The sequence below is a fragment of the Actinomadura citrea genome, from assembly GCF_013409045.1.
GTDB classification, from domain to species: domain Bacteria; phylum Actinomycetota; class Actinomycetes; order Streptosporangiales; family Streptosporangiaceae; genus Spirillospora; species Spirillospora citrea.
In genome coordinates this window covers 85407-101920 of record NZ_JACCBT010000001.1, presented here as the reverse complement: position 1 = coordinate 101920, position 16514 = coordinate 85407, and the positions used below count along the sequence as shown (strand labels likewise).

The 16514-nt window shown below is 70.5% G+C and carries 17 protein-coding genes; 10 read left to right on the top strand and 7 right to left on the bottom strand.

The genetic code is table 11. The annotated features are described in order from the left end of the window. Positions 1–49: 49 nt before the first annotated feature. Positions 50–673 (bottom strand): PadR family transcriptional regulator, encoded by a 624-nt coding sequence (locus BJ999_RS00570; RefSeq protein ID WP_179831420.1) that lies wholly within the window; start codon positions 671–673, stop codon positions 50–52. 1212 nt (positions 674–1885) lie between these two features. Between BJ999_RS00570 and BJ999_RS00565 the strand changes: the two genes are divergently transcribed. From BJ999_RS00565 to BJ999_RS00555, 3 genes are all read left to right on the top strand, one after another. Continuing rightward, positions 1886–4426: a transglycosylase domain-containing protein gene (locus tag BJ999_RS00565; protein ID WP_268247768.1), complete on the top strand. Its 2541-nt coding sequence runs from the start codon at positions 1886–1888 to the stop codon at positions 4424–4426. A gap of 466 nt (positions 4427–4892) precedes the next feature. Then, entirely contained in the window at positions 4893–7355 is a 2463-nt protein-coding gene (locus BJ999_RS00560; RefSeq protein WP_218934880.1) for a transglycosylase domain-containing protein, read from the top strand. A gap of 131 nt (positions 7356–7486) precedes the next feature. After that, positions 7487–8896 (top strand): glycosyltransferase family 87 protein, encoded by a 1410-nt coding sequence (locus BJ999_RS00555; protein ID WP_179831418.1) that lies wholly within the window; start codon positions 7487–7489, stop codon positions 8894–8896. A 1-nt stretch (position 8897) separates the two neighbouring features. On the opposite strand, the gene BJ999_RS00550 is transcribed toward BJ999_RS00555, so the two are convergent. Together BJ999_RS00550 and BJ999_RS00545 are read right to left on the bottom strand one after the other, a co-directional pair. Further along, positions 8898–9830 carry a MerR family transcriptional regulator gene (locus BJ999_RS00550; RefSeq protein WP_179831417.1) on the bottom strand — a complete coding sequence of 311 codons (933 nt, stop codon included), beginning with the start codon at positions 9828–9830 and terminating at the stop codon, positions 8898–8900. A gap of 127 nt (positions 9831–9957) precedes the next feature. Beyond that, positions 9958–10428 (bottom strand): hypothetical protein, encoded by a 471-nt coding sequence (locus tag BJ999_RS00545; protein ID WP_179831416.1) that lies wholly within the window; start codon positions 10426–10428, stop codon positions 9958–9960. 306 nt (positions 10429–10734) lie between these two features. On the opposite strand from BJ999_RS00545, the gene BJ999_RS00540 reads away from it, so the two are divergent. Further along, complete coding sequence (locus tag BJ999_RS00540; RefSeq protein WP_179831415.1) at positions 10735–11202, top strand: barstar family protein; 468 nt, start codon at positions 10735–10737, stop codon at positions 11200–11202. A gap of 13 nt (positions 11203–11215) precedes the next feature. On the opposite strand, the gene BJ999_RS00535 is transcribed toward BJ999_RS00540, so the two are convergent. The 3 genes from BJ999_RS00535 to BJ999_RS00525 all read right to left on the bottom strand — a co-directional run bounded on the left by BJ999_RS00535 (position 11216) and on the right by BJ999_RS00525 (position 12918). Then, entirely contained in the window at positions 11216–11599 is a 384-nt protein-coding gene (locus tag BJ999_RS00535; protein ID WP_179831414.1) for a DUF4190 domain-containing protein, read from the bottom strand. 183 nt (positions 11600–11782) lie between these two features. Continuing rightward, entirely contained in the window at positions 11783–12550 is a 768-nt protein-coding gene (locus BJ999_RS00530) for a deoxyribonuclease IV (RefSeq protein ID WP_179831413.1), read from the bottom strand. 56 nt (positions 12551–12606) lie between these two features. Continuing rightward, positions 12607–12918, bottom strand: coding sequence for a hypothetical protein (locus BJ999_RS00525; protein WP_179831412.1), 312 nt, complete (start codon positions 12916–12918; stop codon positions 12607–12609). Between the two features lie 220 nt (positions 12919–13138). Here BJ999_RS00525 and BJ999_RS00520 point away from each other — a divergent pair, with 220 nt between their 5' ends. From BJ999_RS00520 to BJ999_RS00495, 6 genes are all read left to right on the top strand, one after another. After that, positions 13139–13303: a hypothetical protein gene (locus tag BJ999_RS00520; protein WP_179831411.1), complete on the top strand. Its 165-nt coding sequence runs from the start codon at positions 13139–13141 to the stop codon at positions 13301–13303. A gap of 218 nt (positions 13304–13521) precedes the next feature. Beyond that, positions 13522–13812, top strand: coding sequence for a 30S ribosomal protein S6 (gene rpsF, locus BJ999_RS00515; RefSeq protein WP_179831410.1), 291 nt, complete (start codon positions 13522–13524; stop codon positions 13810–13812). 37 nt (positions 13813–13849) lie between these two features. After that, on the top strand, positions 13850–14437 hold the full coding sequence (locus tag BJ999_RS00510; protein ID WP_179831409.1) for a single-stranded DNA-binding protein: 588 nt from the start codon (positions 13850–13852) through the stop codon (positions 14435–14437). Positions 14438–14519: 82 nt separating this feature from the next. Beyond that, the gene (rpsR, locus tag BJ999_RS00505) at positions 14520–14756 is read left to right on the top strand and encodes a 30S ribosomal protein S18 (protein WP_019631633.1); all 237 of its coding nucleotides are present in this window, start codon (positions 14520–14522) and stop codon (positions 14754–14756) included. Between the two features lie 17 nt (positions 14757–14773). Further along, positions 14774–15220, top strand: a complete 447-nt coding sequence (gene rplI / locus BJ999_RS00500) for a 50S ribosomal protein L9 (protein WP_149262805.1) — start codon at positions 14774–14776, stop codon at positions 15218–15220. Positions 15221–15607: 387 nt separating this feature from the next. After that, positions 15608–16309 (top strand): peptidoglycan recognition protein family protein, encoded by a 702-nt coding sequence (locus tag BJ999_RS00495; RefSeq protein ID WP_229810068.1) that lies wholly within the window; start codon positions 15608–15610, stop codon positions 16307–16309. Between the two features lie 4 nt (positions 16310–16313). Here BJ999_RS00495 and BJ999_RS00490 read toward each other — a convergent pair whose 3' ends face one another. Continuing rightward, positions 16314–16502, bottom strand: a complete 189-nt coding sequence (locus BJ999_RS00490; RefSeq protein WP_052357975.1) for a hypothetical protein — start codon at positions 16500–16502, stop codon at positions 16314–16316. Positions 16503–16514: the final 12 nt, after the last annotated feature.

Genomic DNA, 16514 nt, shown 5'->3' with positions numbered 1-16514 from the left:
AACATGTGTGGTGGAGTCTCACCCGCCCCCGAAGGCGCCGGGCCACTGCTCAGCGGCCCTCGTCCCGAGGCATGTCCTGGTCAATTCGCTTAGCTGACTGTGCTTGCTGTTCCTGCTCGGCCCGCTCGCGCCCGATGAGCTCGTTGAGCCACCGGACCTCGCGCTCGACGGACTCCAGCCCGTGGTTCTGCAGTTCCAGGGTGTAGGAGTCGACTCGCTCGCGGGTTCGCGCCAGGGCGGCGCGAACGCTCTCCAGGCGCTCCTCCAGCCGGCTGCGCCGGCCTTCGAGGATCCGCAGCCGGACGTCGGCACGGGTGTGCGAGAAGAAGGCGAAGTGCACGCCGAACCCCTCGTCCTCCCACGAAGCCGGGCCGGCCTCGGTGAGGAGCAACTGCAGGCGCTCCTTGCCGTCGGCGGTGAGCTTGTAAACGATCTTCGATCGGCGGCTCTGCAGCGCCAGCGGCGCGTTCGGCTCCTCCGGCCGGTCCTCCATGATCAGCCCGTTGGCCAGGAGCTGCTTGAGGCACGGGTAGAGCGAGCCGTACGAGAACGCGCGGAACATGCCCAGCAGGGTGTTGAGCCGCTTGCGCAGCTCGTATCCGTGCATCGGGGACTCGTGCAGCAGCCCGAGCACGGCGAGCTCCAGCACGCCCGCGCCCTTCTTGGCCGCCATCCCGGTCCCTCTTCCGCAGAAGCCGATGTCTCGATCCGATGTATCGAGTGAATGTATCGACTCGATACATCGACAAGATACGTAGTCCGGCTCGTCCTGGCAAGTGGCGATCTACCTGGGACGCCCCGGACGCCCCATCGGCCCGTATCGCGAATGTGGCGATTTCAGGGTGTATGTGGTGGAAATGTGTCAAAGTTGCGTCCTGGAACCACCTGGCCGCGTCGCACGACCCCGATCCCGGGACAGCCCGGAACGGCAGCCGAGTGAGGAGGAGCCACCGACCCCTCGGGGCGCGGACCGGCCAGGGCGTCCTTCGCCGAGCACACGCTCCCCCCGCTCACCAGCCCGCACAGTACTCTTCGGACGGCGCACGAGCCGCAACAAGGGCCGGGAGCCACCCGGCCCTCGGCAACAACCGTTGTCCCCTGTTGATGAGGTCGCGTGAGTAATCCAAGCCAGCCCCGACCGGAACCCGGGTCGCAGAGGCCGGGCGGGCACCAGAACCCCCGTCCCGGTGACTCCGGCGATCACGGCTTCCCGAGCAACCACGGTGAGCCCGCCGGAACGAACGCCGCGGGTCCCCCTGGCGCGCCCCCGAACCCCGCCCCGCCGGGCACGGCGGAAGGGCCCGGTCTCATGGGTGCTCCCGGCGCGAGCCCGGGTCCGCTCGGAGGTCCCGCGCCGGCCGCGTCCGCTCCCGCGAGCCCGTCGAGCCCCGTCCCGCCGTCCACCGGTCGCCACGCCGCCCCGGGTGGACCGGTCGCTCCGGACGGACGCGGCGCTCCGGGAAACGCGCTCGTACCGAGCGGCCAGAGCGGACCAGGCGGAGCGCCCGGCCAGGGCGGTTTCGGAGGCAACGGCGGGTTCGGCCCTAACGGCGGCCCCGGTGGGACGTCCGGTCCAGGCGGATTCGGCGGTCCCGGCGGTCCCGGTTCCGGCCAAGGCGGGTTCGGTGGCCCGGGAGGCAACGGCGGACCCGGTGGATTCCAGCCGTCGGGCGGGCCCGGCATGGGCAACGCGCCCTCGGGCGGCCACGGCATGCAGGGCGGACCCGGCATGGGAGGTGGTCGTCCTGGGATGGGCGGTCCTCCCGGCGGGCACGCGGGTCCCGGGATGGGGGCGCCGGGACGGTCCGGGTTCCCGAACGCGCCCGGCATGGGTCCCGCGCAGGGAATCGCCGGTGGGCCCGGTGCGGGGGGAATGGGCCCGCCCATGGGGTTCGGGACGCCGGGGATGCCCGGCGCGGCCCCGAAGCCGGGCGTGCGCGAGAAACTCGGTGAGCTCGGAAAGGCCGGGCAGGGGCTCGGCGCGAAGGTGACCGCGAAGTTCCGCGGCGGCGGCGTGCGCGCGGCCAACCGCACAGGCGGGCCGGGTGGCCCAGCCGGCCCCGGCGGACCTGGCGGCCCCGGCGGTCCGGGAGGCCCCGGTGGGCCCGGTGGGCCCGGACGGCACGGACCGCCCGGCAAGAAGGGGTTCCTCGGCCACCTGCGGTCCCGCGAGACCGGCTGGCGGCGCTTCGTCCCGTCCTGGAAGGTCGTGGGCGGCGTCTGCGGGCTCGGCCTCGCGGCGTTCGTCACGCTGGTCTGGGTCGCCTACGCGAACACGCCGACCCCGAAGGAGCCGACGGTCGCGGGCGTCGAGGACCAGGCGTCGATCTTCTACTACACCGACGGCACCGAGATCGGCCGGATCGGCAAGAAGCGGCAGAGCGTCGAGCTGGCCAAGGTCCCGCCGAACGTCCAGAACGCGGTGCTGGCGGCGGAGAACCGCAGCTTCCGCACCGACCCGGGGTTCTCGGTCAAGGGCACGACGCGGGCGGTGTGGGACAACCTGACCGGCGGGTCGGGCGGCGGTTCCACGATCACCCAGCAGCTCGCGAAGAACTACTACTCCGACCCGAGCAACCGGACGGTCAGCCGGAAGTTCCAGGAGCTGTTCATCTCGCTGAAGCTGGAGGACGAGCACTCCAAGGACGAGATCCTCAAGCTCTACCTGAACACGATCTACTTCGGCCGCGACACCTACGGCATCCAGGCGGCGTCCCGCGAGTACTTCGGGACGGACGTGTGGAAGCTGCGGCCCGACCAGGCGGCCCTCCTCGGCGGCATCATCCAGAACCCGAACCGGGACCCGGGCGACAAGGCCAGCCAGGCGTGGGCGACCTCCAGGTACCAGTACACGCTCAACGGCATGGTCTCGATGGGCAAGCTCAGCCGGGCCGAGGCCGACAAGTACATCAAGCAGGGCCCGCCCAAGATCCGGAAGGCGGGAACCAGCGACCAGCTCTACGGCGGTCAGCGCGGCTACATGCTGATGCGCGCCAAGCTGGAGCTCGGCCGGCAGGGCATCGACACCAAGGAACTGACGACCCAGGGCCTGCGGGTCTACACGACGTTCGACCGCAAGAAGATGGCCATGGCCAAGCGGGCGGCCGAGCACACCGTCCCGCAGGTGAACCCGAAGAAGCTGGCGAAGAAGAAGATCCGGGTCGGCCTGGTCTCGGTGAACAGCGCGAACGGCGAAGTCGTCGCGTTCTACGGCGGTCCCGACTACCTGGACCAGTCCTTCGACAACGTGTGGCAGGGCTCGGCACAGGCCGGGTCCGCGATGAAGCCCTACGTGCTCGCGACTGCGCTGAAGCAGAACTACAGCCTGAAGAGCCTCGTCGAGGGACGGTCGAAGGCGCCGATCGGCCCGGACGGCAGCGTGGTGTCCAAGGACGACCCGAACGCCGTGATCGTCCCGAACAGCCATGACGTGGGCCCGGCGATCAACTTGATCACCGCGACGAAGGACTCGGTCAACACCGCGTTCCTCCAGCTGATGGGCAAGGTCGGCATCGAGGAGGCGATGAAGACCGAGACCGACGCCGGCATCGCGTCCGACCTGCTGGAACCGCACAAGTGCTGCCTGAACCTCGCGCTGGGCGTCAACAACATCCGGCCGATCGAGCAGGCGGCGGGGTACGCGGTGTTCGCCAACGGCGGGATGTACCACCAGCCGCACGTGATCCGCGTGGTCAAGAAGTCGGACGGCAAGTCGGTGCGGCTGCGGCCGACGTACGAGAAGCGCCGCGTCTTCAGCCCGAAGGTCGCCGCGGACGCGACGTACGCGATGCAGCAGGTCATCAAGGGCGGGACCGCGACGGCGGCCGCCCTGCCGGACGGACGCCAGGCCGCGGGCAAGACCGGCACGACGGACCGGAACGTCTCGTCGTGGTTCGTCGGATACGTCCCGCAGGTCTCGACCGCGGTGACGATCTACAACGACGCGATCGGCCCGGACGGCAAGAAGAAGTCGGTGATCCTGCCGCAGATCGGCGAGGTGGAGGGCGGCACGATCCCCGCCCGCATCTGGCGGTCCTACATGGCGAACGCGGTGCAGGGCATGGCCCCGCAGGCGTTCCCGGCGCCCGCGTGGGGCGGGATCGTGCAGAAGTGGGCGAAGCCGCCGGAGAAGAAGAAGGACGACGAGGGCAAGCCGCCTTGGTGCAACACCCCGGTGGGCAAGTTCGACCCGCGCTGCCAGGACGGCGGCGACGGCGGCGACGGCGGCCAGGGGAAGCCGTGCCAGTCCCCGTTCCAGAACGGCAACTGCGACCCGAACAAGCCGCCGAGCAACCCGCCGCCCCGGTGGTGGTGCCAGATCCACCAGGGCGACCCCGCCTGCCGGGGTCGGAGAGGCGGCCGCGGCGCCCAGGCCGAGACCGAGAGCCTGCGGCCCCTGCTGCTGCTGGCGAGGCCGCCCGAATGAACCGGCCGGCTCTCGCGATCCGAACCGTCCACTGGAGATGGGGGTGTGACATGGAGCATCCTTGCGAATCGCCGCACGCCGGCGCCTTTGACCGCATGCGCCCGTCCGTTCCGATGAAGGTGAGCCTTGCCTCAGCGGCCCCCTGCGCGCCGGGGGCACAGTACGCTCGGACGACGCAAAGCCGTACCCCAGTTGATGAGGCCGCGTGAGTAACCCAAGCCGATTTGGACCGGATTTCGGAGAGGGCTCTGGCCGGAGGGGCTCCCCCCGTCCCGGCTCTTCCGGCACGCCCTCGGGCGGGCAGCGCGGCGCGCCGGGCGGCTCGCCGACGCCGAGCAGGACGCCGCGCCCCGGAGGCAGGCCGGGTGGACGCGGGGGCGGGCCCTCGCGTGCCGCCGGTGCGCCCGGCGGCACGCGGCGCCGCGGCGCGCCCGCGCCCATGCGGTCGGGCGGTACTGGTCGCCCCATGCGAGGCGGCCCCGGAGGCCCTCCCAACGGCCCGGGTGGCCCCGGAGGGCCGGGTGGCCCCGGCGGCCCGGGTGGACCGGGTGGACCGGGCGGCCCTGGTGGACGCGGCGGTGGCTCCGGAGGCGGCGGCGACGACGGCTTCTGGGGTGACGAGGGACGCGGTGGCGGACGCGGTGGCCGCGGAGGCGGCCGCCGCCGCGAACGCAAGCCCGCCGACGAGGCGAACAAGAAGACGGGCTGGCGGCGCTACGTCCCGAACTGGAAGATCACCGTCGCCGCCGTCAGCGTGATGATCCTCGGCCTGGCGACGCTCGTCATCGTCGCCTACGCCAACACCCCGATCCCGACGGAGAAGCAGCAGGCCGCGCTCCGCCAGGAATCGGTGATCACCTACGCGGACGGGTCGACGATGGCCCGTATCGGCACGCACCGCGAGGACATCGCGCTGGACAAGGTGCCGAAGCACGTCCAGAACGCCGTCCTCGCCGCGGAGGACCGCAACTTCTGGCACGAGCCGGGCATCTCGCCGGTCGGCATCGTGGGCGCGCTGTACCGGGCGGGGACGGGCGGTGGCGCCGCCGGCGCCTCGACGATCACCCAGCAGCTGGCCCGCAACTACTGGGCGAACCTCAGCCAGGACCGCACGGCCAGCCGCAAGCTCAAGGAAATCCTCATCTCCGTCCGGATGGGCAAGGAGATGGACAAGTCGCGGGTCCTGGAGCTGTACCTGAACACCGTCCCGTTCGGACGGCACGCCTACGGCATCCAGGCGGCGTCCCGCGCCTACTTCCACAAGCCCGTCACCGAGATCAACGAGTCGCAGGCGGCGATGCTCGCGGCCCTGATCCAGCGGCCGGGCTACTTCGCCACCTACGGCCCCGCGTCCAACCCGGCCAAGCAGGCGCTGATCAACCGCTGGAACTACGTCCTCGACGGCATGGTCGAGAAGAACTGGCTCGACTCCGGCAAGCGCGCCCAGGCGAAGTTCCCCCAGACGCAGAAGAACTGGAGCGACGTCCCGGACGACCCCAACTCCGGCTACCTCCAGGACCGCGTCATCAACGAGCTGAAGACGCTCGGCATCGACGAGCAGATGCTGGAGACCGGCGGCCTGAAGATCACCACCACCTTCCGCAAGGACCTGCAGGACTACACCAACAAGGCCGTCTCGCAGATCCGCAAGCAGAACGGGCTGAAGAACGACATCCAGTTCGGCCTCGCGGCGATCGACCCCAAGACGGGCGGGGTGGTGGCCGCCTACGGAGGTCCGGACTACCGCAAGCAGCAGTTCGACAACTCCTTCCAGGGCATGGTGCAGCCGGGTTCGTCGTTCAAGCCGATCGTGCTCGCCACGGCGCTCGACCAGGGCATCAGCCTGCGGACGACGATGGACGGCAGCTACAAGCGGACGATCGCCGGAGCGTCCTTCACCAACGACAGCCGCTCCGAGAACGGCGTCTACAACCTCAAGCAGATGACGGCGATGTCGATCAACACGGCGTACGTCGACCTGGGGCAGAAGGTCCAGCTGGCCAACGTCGTGGACATGGCCAAGAAGATGGGCATCCCGGCGGGGACCCGGGACCTCAAGGACGACATCACGTCGCTGCCGCTGGGCGTCATCGACGCCACCCCGGTGACGATGGCGTCGGTCTACTCGACGTTCGCGGCGGGGGGCAAGCACCGGGAGGCCCACGTGATCGCCAAGGTCACCGACAACCGGGGCAAGCCCATCATGAACAACAAGCACAAGCTGCTGGAGAAGCTGCCCTGGCAGAAGCCCACGACCGCCTTCGACGAGGGCGTCGCGGCGGACGCCACGAACGCGATGCAGGCGGTCGTCACCAGCGGTACCGGTACCCGCGCCAGCCTCGGCGCCCGTCCGGTCGCCGGCAAGACCGGTACCACCGACGAGAACAAGTCGGCCTGGTTCGTCGGCTACACGCCGGAGCTCGTGACGTCGTCGGCGATGTGGCGGCAGGACAAGAACGGCAACCGCAAGTCGCTGATCGGCGTCGGCAACTACAGCCAGGTCTACGGTGGTACGGTCCCGGCCGAGCTGTTCAAGACCTTCATGCTGAAGGCCCTGGAGGGCAAGGACATCACGCAGTTCCCGCCGCCGGTCAACGGCGGCCAGCTCGCCCCGTGGGCGAAGGCGAAGCCGACTCCCACGGCGTCCTCGACCCCGACGCCGACCAACACGCCGACCTGCCAGCCGGGGCAGCAGGGTCAGCCGGGGCAGAGGCCGCAGCCCGGCTGCCAGTCGGAGACGCCGAAGCCGACGGACACGCCGACCATCACCCCGCCGGGGTCGGGCGACGTGCCGTGCAACCAGTACAACATGCCGCTCGGCTGCAACCCCAACCTGCCACCCACCGGTGACAAGACCTGGTGGTGCGCGAAACCCGAGCACAGGAACGACCCGGCCTGCCGGAAGGAAGAACCCACCACCCGCAACTAGCGGCACTAGCGGCACGCCCGCGACGCGACGGCCCGGAGCCCCACGGCTCCGGGCCGTTCCCGTTCTTGATCGCCCGCGTCTCCGGACGAATAGGCTTGCTGTCCATGTCGTCGTCTACGGAGAGGCTCACGATGTCCGCCGATAGCGACCGGGTGGACGCGCCCGGACGGCTGAAGCGGCTCGCGCCGGTGCTGACCGGGCTCACCGCCCTGACGTGCCTTCTCGGCTGGCTGCAGAAACAGCCCTGCGCGTCGGTGCGGTTCGACTTCCTCAAGACGACGGCGAACGCCTGCTACACCGATGTCTACCCGCTCTACTACGTGCGCGGGCTCAGCGACGGGAAGCTCCCGTACTTCGACACCTTCACCGGTTCCGACATCCGGTACGTGGAGTATCCGGTGCTGAGCGGCGGCTTCATGCAGCTGGTCGCGTGGCTGGTCAAGCCGTTCGGGGTGGACGCGCGAGGCCTCGCGTTCTACGACAGCACCGTCCTGCTCCTCGCCGTCCTCGCGGTGGTAGCCGTCCTCGCCACCGCGTACGTGGCCGGACGCCGCTCGCTGCGCACCGGCCTGATGGTGGCGCTGTCCCCCGCGCTGCTCCTCACCGCCTACATCAACTGGGACCTGCTGGCGGTGGCGCTGTCGGCGCTGGCGCTGGCGGCCTGGTCGGCGCGCCGCCCGGCCCTGGCGGGCGCCCTTCTCGGCCTGGCGATCGCGGCGAAGTTCTATCCGCTGCTGTTCCTCGGCCCGCTCGTCCTGCTGTGCGTCCGGGCCGGGCAGTGGCGCCCCATGGGCCGCGTGCTCGCCGGCACCGCCGCCGGATGGCTGGCGGTGAACCTGCCCGTGATGCTCTTCGCGTGGGACGGGTGGAAGGAGTTCTACACCTTCAGCCAGAAGCGCGGCATCGACTGGGGCTCGATCTTCTTCGTCCTGCAGGACCACGGGCTGGAGAAGCCCGCGTCCGACACCGACCTCCTCAACCTGTTCGGCACGGGAACGTTCCTCGTCCTCGCCGCCGGGATCGCCGTCCTCGCTCTGGCGGCCCCGCGCCGCCCGCGCCTGCCGCAGTTGATGTTCCTCGTGCTGGTCGCGTTCATGCTGCCGAACAAGGTCTGGTCGCCGCAGTACGTCCTGTGGCTGCTGCCGCTGGCGGTGCTGGCACGGCCGAAGCTGCCGGCGTTCGTCGTCTGGCAGCTCGGCGAGATCGCCTACTTCTTCGGCATCTGGTGGTACCTGCTGTCGGTGTCCGCCCAGACGCAGGGCGCCGACCTGTCCGGGACGCTGTCGGCGGTGCTGAGCCTGGACGCCCCGGACGGAGGGATCAGCAAGGACGTCTACACGCTGGCGCTGCTCGCCCGGTTCGTGACCGTCCTCGCACTGGCAGCGCTGGTGGTGCGGGACGTCCTGGTCCCGTCCGGCGACAACGTCCGGTCGGACGGGGTGGACGACCCGGCGGGCGGTGTCCTCGACGGCGCATCCGACGTGGTGGCGCCGGCACGCCGGCGCGGCGACCACCACGCCGGCGTGCCCCTGCCTTCCTGAGTCAGCCGCGGAGGCGCAGCGCGTCGACGAACCACTGGAAGAGCGGCGTCAGCGTCGGCGGGACGGGCCAGCCGTTGATGAGGGCGAGCAACTGCCAGTACCGCTCGGTGCGGGGGTCGGTGCCGATCTCCAGCCGGTGCAGCAGGTCGCGCCTGAAAGCGGCGTCGTCGGTGGCGTCCCACGCGTCGGCGTAGGCGCGGACCAGCTCGTCGACGACGGGTCGGGCCGCGTCCGATCCGGGCTCGATTCCGTCCGCGACGGCCTGCTCCGCCTTTGCCCTGGTCAGGTCGGCCAGGCCGGCGAAGTCGTCCGGGAGGGTCCCCTGCGCGACCTCGGCCGCCTGGAACTCGGCCATCCGGCGCACCGAGGCCCGGAAGCCGGGGTCGCCGACCAGTTCGGCCAGCTCGACCCAGGCGTCGACCTGCTCGGGTTCGGGATCGTCGGGCAGCTCCGGCAGCGCGGAGCGCATCTTCTCCGCGAAGCCGGGGTGCAGGTCGAGTCCGGCGAAGGACTCGTCGATGAAGTCGGTGATGATCCGGCGCCGCTCCTCGTCGGACAGCCGGGCGAGCCTGTGCATGAGTTCGATCTCCTCCGGGGTTGATCCGCGTTTGGCCACCGCCCGCAGCACGGCCCGGCGCAGCCTGAGCGTGCGGATCTGCACGTCCAGCGCGTCCGCGTGCGCCGCCGCGACCTGCCCGACGTCGACCTCCCGGTCCAGCAGTCGCCGGACGGTGGCAAGGTCGACGCCGAGGTCCCGCAGCGTTCGCACCAGGTCGAGGCGCTCGGCGGCGTCCGCGTCGTACAGCCGGTAACCGGCCTCGGTACGGCGGGTGGGCGGGACGACACCGGCGTCGGAGTAGAACCGGATCGTCCGCACCGGCAGCCCGGTGCGGCGCGCCAGTTCGCCGATCGTGTACGTGGTGTCGCCGTCCATGCCCCTCACCCTGCGGCCTCCACCCGGTGGAGACTCAACCCGGAATCGCACGCTCTCACATCGGCCATGCGAGAGGCCCGTCCGGGCGGGTTCGCCGGGACGGGCCTCAGGAGCTCTCGGGACCGGCTCAGTCCTCGTAGGCCGGGTCGGCGACGGTGGGGGTGCCGCCCTCGCGGCGGGCGCGGCGGACGTCCTGGACGAACTCGCGGGAGAACATCGCCGACAGGGTGGCGACGCCGCCGCGGTGGACGCGGATCTCCCCGTGCCGGACCTCGCCGGTGACGCGGATCGTGCGGCCGCCGCCGTTCTCGCCCGTCCAGTCCTTGACGCGGCCGCGGCCGGTGTGGCGCAGGTCCCAGTGGTCGATCCGGGCGTCCTGCGGGACGAGCAGCTTCACCATCGAGTGGTCGAGGTCGAGCTCGATCTCGATGTCGCCGTCCGGGATCCGCGGCGAGCGCAGGTCCAGCACGACCATGCCGCGGCGGGCGCGGACCTCGAAGCGTCGGTCGGTCGTCCAGTGTCCGAGCTTCTTGACGTTCTCGTAGTGGGCCTGGACGCGGGCCGGCGCGCCGGCGGTGGTGGTGGGCGTGGTGTCCATCTCTGTGTTCCTCTCGGAATCGGGCAACTACCTCGCTCCAAGAGTTGCTCTGTGTGTGAGCATCTCTCAATTCGAGAGAATAGGAAACGAGGGGATGCCTGTCAAGGGACGCCGGCGCGCCAGGGATCAGCCTCGGCTGGCTCCGGGAGAAGGAGTGGCCTGGTCAGAGGCAGGCGCGATGTGACCGGAACCTGCCGATATCGAGGGGTTCTGTAGCGAGAGTGGGGGAACGGAACGCGGCGGGCGGCACTGGTCGCCCCGGACCCCGCGGACCCGCGGGGGGAGCGGCAACTGCCGGGAGATGACGTGAACGCGGACCGAGCACTGACCGAGCTGCTCGCCGGACGGCTGAGACCGGGCGTCTACCAGTGGCGGGCGTCCCCCGTGCCGGGCGCCGTCGGCGACACGAGCTGGATGGAGCGCGCCGACGAGGCCGGCTGGCGCGGCTTCTACCTCGACGGACGCCGCGCCAGGGACAGGGACTCGTTCCTGCGGCTGTGCGGCGGCGTGTTCGAACTGCCCGGGGGCGCGGGCGCCGACTGGGACGATCTCGGCGAATGCCTCAAGGACCTGTCATGGACGCCCACGAAGCACGGCTACCTGGTGCTGTACGAATCGTGGGCGGAACTGGCCGACGCCGACCCGGCGTCGCTGCGCGCCGTCCTCGACGTGTTCGGGCGCGCGGTGAAGACCTGGCGGGACACCCCCACCCCCATGACGGTGCTGATGTCGAGCGTCGGCGTGGAAGTGGCGGGCGTCCCCCGGCTCGCCTGAGCGCGGGCCCGGATCAGTAGGTGCTGGTGGAACCGCTGCTCGCGGCGAACATCGCGATCCCGAGGATGTAGAAGAGCAGGATCAGGAGCCAGCCCGCGGAGATCAGGTAGCCGAGGATCAGGCCGGTGACGGCCATCCCGTGCCCGCCCTCGCCCGTCCGCTTGATCTGGCCCAGCGAGACATGTCCGAAGATCACCGCGAGGATGGACGTGATGCCGCAGGCGAAGAAGCCGATCAGGCCGCACACCAGCGAGGCGGTCGCCATCCCGTTGGTCGGACGGACGACCGGCATCGACTGCCCGTAGTAGTGGTGCTGCACGGCCGGGGGCTGGGAGTAGGACTGGGCGTAGGGGTCCTGGGCTCCGTAGCCGTAGGGGTCATAGGGGGGCTGTGCCATGTGCTTCCCGATCGATTCGCGCGCCCGCCGCCGGAGGGCACGCGTGCGCTGAGGGCTGGTTCCGGATTATGCCAGTGTGACGTGACCTTCGAATTTTGTCTTCAGGCTGGGCCTATGCGCGTTTAGATGCCGCACCCGCCACCGCGGTTCCCGGACACCGGCGACGATCCCGACTCTGCTTCCTCAGAGCTTCGAACGCAACCACGAGATGTCGTCGGCCTGGCCCTCCGCGGGCGTCTCCACCACGACCGGGGCGCCCGCCGCCCGCACCACGCCGAGGATGAGCTCCGGGTCGATTGTGCCGCTGCCCAGGCCGGCGTGCCGGTCGGCCCCCGACCCGAACGAGTCCCGGCTGTCGTTGCAGTGCACCAGGTCGATGCGGCCGGTTATGGCCTTGATCCGGTCGACGGCGTCGACGAGTTCCTCCCCCGCCGCGTGCGCGTGGCAGGTGTCGAGGCAGAAACCGAGCTTGGACTCAAGACCCGGCACCCCGGAGAGGACCTCCCAGAGCCGCGAGATCCGGTCGAACCTGCGCGCCATCGCGTTCCCGCCGCCCGCGGTGTTCTCGATGTAGACCGGAATCGGGCACTCGACCCGCTCGAACACCTTGCGCCAGTTCTCGAAGCCGGTCTCCGGGTCGTCGTCCTTCAGCACGTGCCCGCCGTGCACGATCAGCGCCTTCGCACCGATCGACGCGGCCGCCTCCAGTTGCTGGGTGAGGTTCTTGCGGCTCGGGATCCGGATCCGGTTGTTGGACGTCGCCACATTGATCGTGTACGGGGCGTGCACGTACACGTCCACGCCGGAACCCTCCAGCGCCTCCACGCCCTCGGGCAGGACCGGCTTCTTCCATCCCTGCGGATCACCGAGGAAGAACTGGACGACGTCGGCGCCGATTGCGCGGGCGTTGTCGAGCGGGTTGTTCTGGTCGACGTGGGCTCCGATGCGCATGCCCCCGAGACTAGCCGCGCCCCACGACAAGCTGCGCGGTCATGCCGGCCGCGCGGTCAGATCGAGAAGCCTCCGTGGCTGAGCGCGAAGCCGGCGCCGACGAACGAGGCGACCATGCCGATCACGTTCAGCCACCGCTCGTTCGTCGTCGCGGAGACCATCTGGGAGTACAGGGCGACCGGCAGGCCGATCACGCCGAGCAGCGCGCCGGGGAAGTGGGCCGCGGGGATCCACCCGAGGATCAGTGCCACGATCCCGATCGTCACCGCGGCCACCGCCAGGACGTCCTTGCGCCGATGGGGCTCGGCCTCGCTCTGGGCGCGGACGGCGCTCTCGGGTGCGCCGGCGCCGGTCGCCTGCTGGGACATCGGGCTCCTCCTCCAGCTCGAACTCCCGCGCCAGGGGCCACACGGCGAGCGCGGGACCGGACGGACCATGCGGGTAAAGCAATTCCCAGCGAAGACGAGGATCAACCGGTGGGCGGCGCGGAATGTCGGAGGCACCCGGTACGGTCGAACACGGATTCGAGAACACCGGCTCGGGTCCGTCCCCCGAGGGGAAGCGGGGGAAGAGCAGGAGGTGCACACCGTGACGAACGCGGAGTTGGGGCTCATCGGTGACGCGGAGCTCGTCGAGGAGCTGTCGATGCTGACCACCCAGGCCGCCCGCATGCGCGCCCGCATGGCGGACATCATGGCCGAACTGGAACGCCGCCGCTGTACCCGCCCCACCCAACCCCATGCAAGGCGCTAGGCCCGCCCATGCCGCCCGCCCAGACCGCCCGCCCATGCCGCCGACCGGCGCTCAGCTCCGGGAACCGGCTCGGGCGCGCCTCAGTGTTGGTAGCCTGTATCGGTCTCGCGGCAGGTCCGCCCGGCGATCCGGGTCCGGCGCCGCCGCGACGGACGCAAGAGCCCTCCTGTCACGGAGAGACCGTGACCGCATCAGTCCAGAGGAGGTAGGGACACAGCATGCGTCGTTACGAACTCATGACCATTCTCGACCCCGCCATCGACGAGCGCACCGCGGGTGCGGCGCTCGACCCGTTCCTGAAGGTCGTCAAGGACGGCGGCGGCAGCGTGGAGAAGGTCGAAGTCTGGGGCCGCCGCCGCCTGGCGTACGACATCCAGAAGAAGTCCGAAGGCATCTACGCGGTGGTCGACCTGTCGGCTGAGCCTGCCACGGTCAAGGAGCTCGACCGGCAGCTCAACCTGAGCGAGTCGATCCTCCGCACCAAGGTCATCCGCCCCGAGGTCCACTGAGCCAGGCTCAGCCCTCACAGCAGCCGGAGCGAGCCCCATGGCAGGCGACACCGTAATCACGATCGTCGGGAACCTCGTCGAGGACCCGAATCTGCGCTTCACCCCGAGCGGCCAGGCGGTCGCCTCCTTCCGTCTCGCCTCGACCCCGCGGTTCTTCGACCGCCAGGCGGGCGACTGGAAGGACGGCGAAGCGCTCTTCCTGACCTGCAACGTCTGGCGGCAGGCCGCCGAGAACGTGGCCGAGACCCTGCAGCGCGGCATGCGGGTGATCGTGCAGGGACGCCTCAAGCAGCGCTCCTACGAGACCCGCGAGGGTGAGAAGCGCACCGTCTTCGAGGTGGAGGTCGACGAGGTCGGCCCGTCGCTGCGCAACGCCACCGCCAAGGTCAACAAGACCCAGCGGCAGGGCGGCGGCGGTGGCGGCGGCTTCGGCGGCGGTGGCGGCCAGGGCGGCGGCGGCTTCGGCGGCGGCGGCCAGGGCGGTCAGGGCGGCGGCGGTTTCGGCGGCGGCGGTCAGCAGGGCGGCGGCTTCGGCGGCGGCCAGCAGGGCGGCGCACCGGCCGACGACCCCTGGGCCACCGGCGGCGGTGGCGGCGGAGGGTTCTCCGACGACCCGCCCTTCTGAGTCCGCCGCTCCGGCGCGACCAAGAGACAACGAGTACACGTCCATTCCCGCGTGAGCGGGGCTCTCCCAAAGGAGCACCACGATGGCGAAGCCACCTCCTCGCAAGCCGAAGAAGAAGGTTTGCGTTTTCTGTCAGGAGAAGATCTCCTACGTCGACTACAAGGACACGGGCCTGCTGCGGAAGTTCATCTCCGACCGCGGCAAGATCCGTGCCCGGCGGGTGACCGGCAACTGCACCCAGCACCAGCGGGACGTCGCCACGGCGATCAAGAACGCCCGCGAGATGGCGCTGCTGCCGTACACCAGCACCGCGCGCTGAGGCAGGGGGTAAAGAACATGAAGCTCATCCTGACCCAGCAGGTCTCCGGGCTCGGCGAGCCCGGTGACGTCATCGACGTCCGCGACGGCTACGGCCGCAACTACCTCGTCCCCCGCGGGTTCGCGATCAAGTGGACCCGGGGCGCCGAGAAGGAGGTCGAGTCGATCAAGAAGGCGCGCTCGGCCCGCGAGATCGCGACCGTCGAGCACGCCCGCGAGGTCGCCGACCGGCTCGGCGGGCTGCGGGTGACGCTGCGCACCCGCACCGGCAGCAACGGCCGCCTGTTCGGCGCCGTCACGGCCGCCGACATCGCCGAGGCGGTCCGCGCCGCCGACGGCCCCGACCTGGACCGCCGCCGCATCGAGATCGGGAACCCGATCAAGACCGTCGGCACCCACCGGGTCAGCGTGCGCCTGCACAGCGACGTCAACGCCACGATCGACGTCAACGTCCTCGAGGCCTGACGCACGACCACCCGACGACCCCCGGACCCGCCCAGGGCCGGGGGTCGTCGGCGTTGGCACGCCACCCGAAACCCGTCTTCGGACCTGACCGCAGGGGCCGGGGATGCGGGATCTGCCGATGTTTGCGCGGGCCGCGGATGTCCGAGTTTCCCGCGCTACGCCCGTGAATCGCCGTGTGTTTGAGTGATCAGCTTTGCGGCGATCACGTTCCGTGATCATGGTGTCGCGGAACGAAGGGGGGCGGTGGTGTTCGCGCATTCGGGGGAGGGCGCGCACGGCCGGCAGCGCACGGGCCGGGCAGTGACACGCAGGGCGGTCATCGGCGGCGTCATGGGGGCCGGACTGCTGGAGATGCTGCCCTTGGGGATATCCCGCCAGAATGAGGCCATGGCGGAGGATCTGGCGGCCGGACCGCACCGGGGAGCCGGCGACCGTGTGCTGTTCACGGCCGATGCCCCGCAGGTCTACACGCGGGCGCAGTGGAACGCGAGGGCGCCCAGGCGCGCGGCCGAGGTGGTCGACCGGCCGCCGGACCACATCATCGTGCACCACACGGCGACGGCGAACGCGCGGGACCGCTCGCTCGCCCACGCGTTCGCCCTGTCGCGCTCCATCCAGAACATCCACATGAACAAGAACGGCTGGGACGACGCGGGCCAGCAGCTCACGATCAGCCGCGGCGGCATCGTGATGGAGGGCCGCAACCGGAGCCTCAGGGCCATCCAGTCGGGCGACCTCGCCATCGGCGCGCAGGTCCTCCACCACAACCAGCACACGATCGGGATCGAGAACGAGGGCACCTACCTGTCCGCCGCGGTGCCGGGCGCCCTGTGGAGATCGCTGACGGAGGTGTGCGTCTGGCTCTGCCAGAAGTACGACCTCGACCCGTCCGAGGCCATCGTGGGTCACCGCGACTACAACAGCACCTCGTGCCCCGGGGACGTCCTCTACGCGCGGCTGCCCCAGTTGCGGCGCTCGGTGGCCGAGCGCCTGGAGGACACGTCGGGCCAGAGCTCCACGAGCCAGGGCGGTTCCGACGGCGAATCGATCCTGTCGCCGCTGCTGCCGCCTCTCGACGACCTGGGCTGAGCGGCTACGTCTCGGGTGTCGTGTAGCGGGTGCGGCGCCGGGCGATCTCGGGGTCGATGCCCTCGACCAGCGACCAGATGCCCGCCACCCGTTCGACCAGGGTCTCGGGAGGCAGGCCGGCGAGGCCCTCCGCCGCCAGGTCGTCGATCGCCTGAGTCAGCCGGGCCATCCGCTCGCCATGTGTGGAACACATGTTCGAATAGTA

Coding starts and splice junctions, on each gene's coding strand:
- BJ999_RS00570 (WP_179831420.1), bottom strand. CDS start 673: ATGGCGGCCAAGAAGGGCGCGGGCGTGCTGGAGCTCGCCGTGCTCGGG.
- BJ999_RS00565 (WP_268247768.1), top strand. CDS start 1,886: ATGGGGTTCGGGACGCCGGGGATGCCCGGCGCGGCCCCGAAGCCGGGC.
- BJ999_RS00560 (WP_218934880.1), top strand. CDS start 4,893: ATGCGAGGCGGCCCCGGAGGCCCTCCCAACGGCCCGGGTGGCCCCGGA.
- BJ999_RS00555 (WP_179831418.1), top strand. CDS start 7,487: ATGTCCGCCGATAGCGACCGGGTGGACGCGCCCGGACGGCTGAAGCGG.
- BJ999_RS00550 (WP_179831417.1), bottom strand. CDS start 9,830: ATGGACGGCGACACCACGTACACGATCGGCGAACTGGCGCGCCGCACC.
- BJ999_RS00545 (WP_179831416.1), bottom strand. CDS start 10,428: ATGGACACCACGCCCACCACCACCGCCGGCGCGCCGGCCCGCGTCCAG.
- BJ999_RS00535 (WP_179831414.1), bottom strand. CDS start 11,599: ATGGCACAGCCCCCCTATGACCCCTACGGCTACGGAGCCCAGGACCCC.
- BJ999_RS00530 (WP_179831413.1), bottom strand. CDS start 12,550: ATGCGCATCGGAGCCCACGTCGACCAGAACAACCCGCTCGACAACGCC.
- BJ999_RS00525 (WP_179831412.1), bottom strand. CDS start 12,918: ATGTCCCAGCAGGCGACCGGCGCCGGCGCACCCGAGAGCGCCGTCCGC.
- rpsF (WP_179831410.1), top strand. CDS start 13,522: ATGCGTCGTTACGAACTCATGACCATTCTCGACCCCGCCATCGACGAG.
- BJ999_RS00510 (WP_179831409.1), top strand. CDS start 13,850: ATGGCAGGCGACACCGTAATCACGATCGTCGGGAACCTCGTCGAGGAC.
- rpsR (WP_019631633.1), top strand. CDS start 14,520: ATGGCGAAGCCACCTCCTCGCAAGCCGAAGAAGAAGGTTTGCGTTTTC.
- rplI (WP_149262805.1), top strand. CDS start 14,774: ATGAAGCTCATCCTGACCCAGCAGGTCTCCGGGCTCGGCGAGCCCGGT.
- BJ999_RS00495 (WP_229810068.1), top strand. CDS start 15,608: ATGGCGGAGGATCTGGCGGCCGGACCGCACCGGGGAGCCGGCGACCGT.
- BJ999_RS00490 (WP_052357975.1), bottom strand. CDS start 16,502: ATGTGTTCCACACATGGCGAGCGGATGGCCCGGCTGACTCAGGCGATC.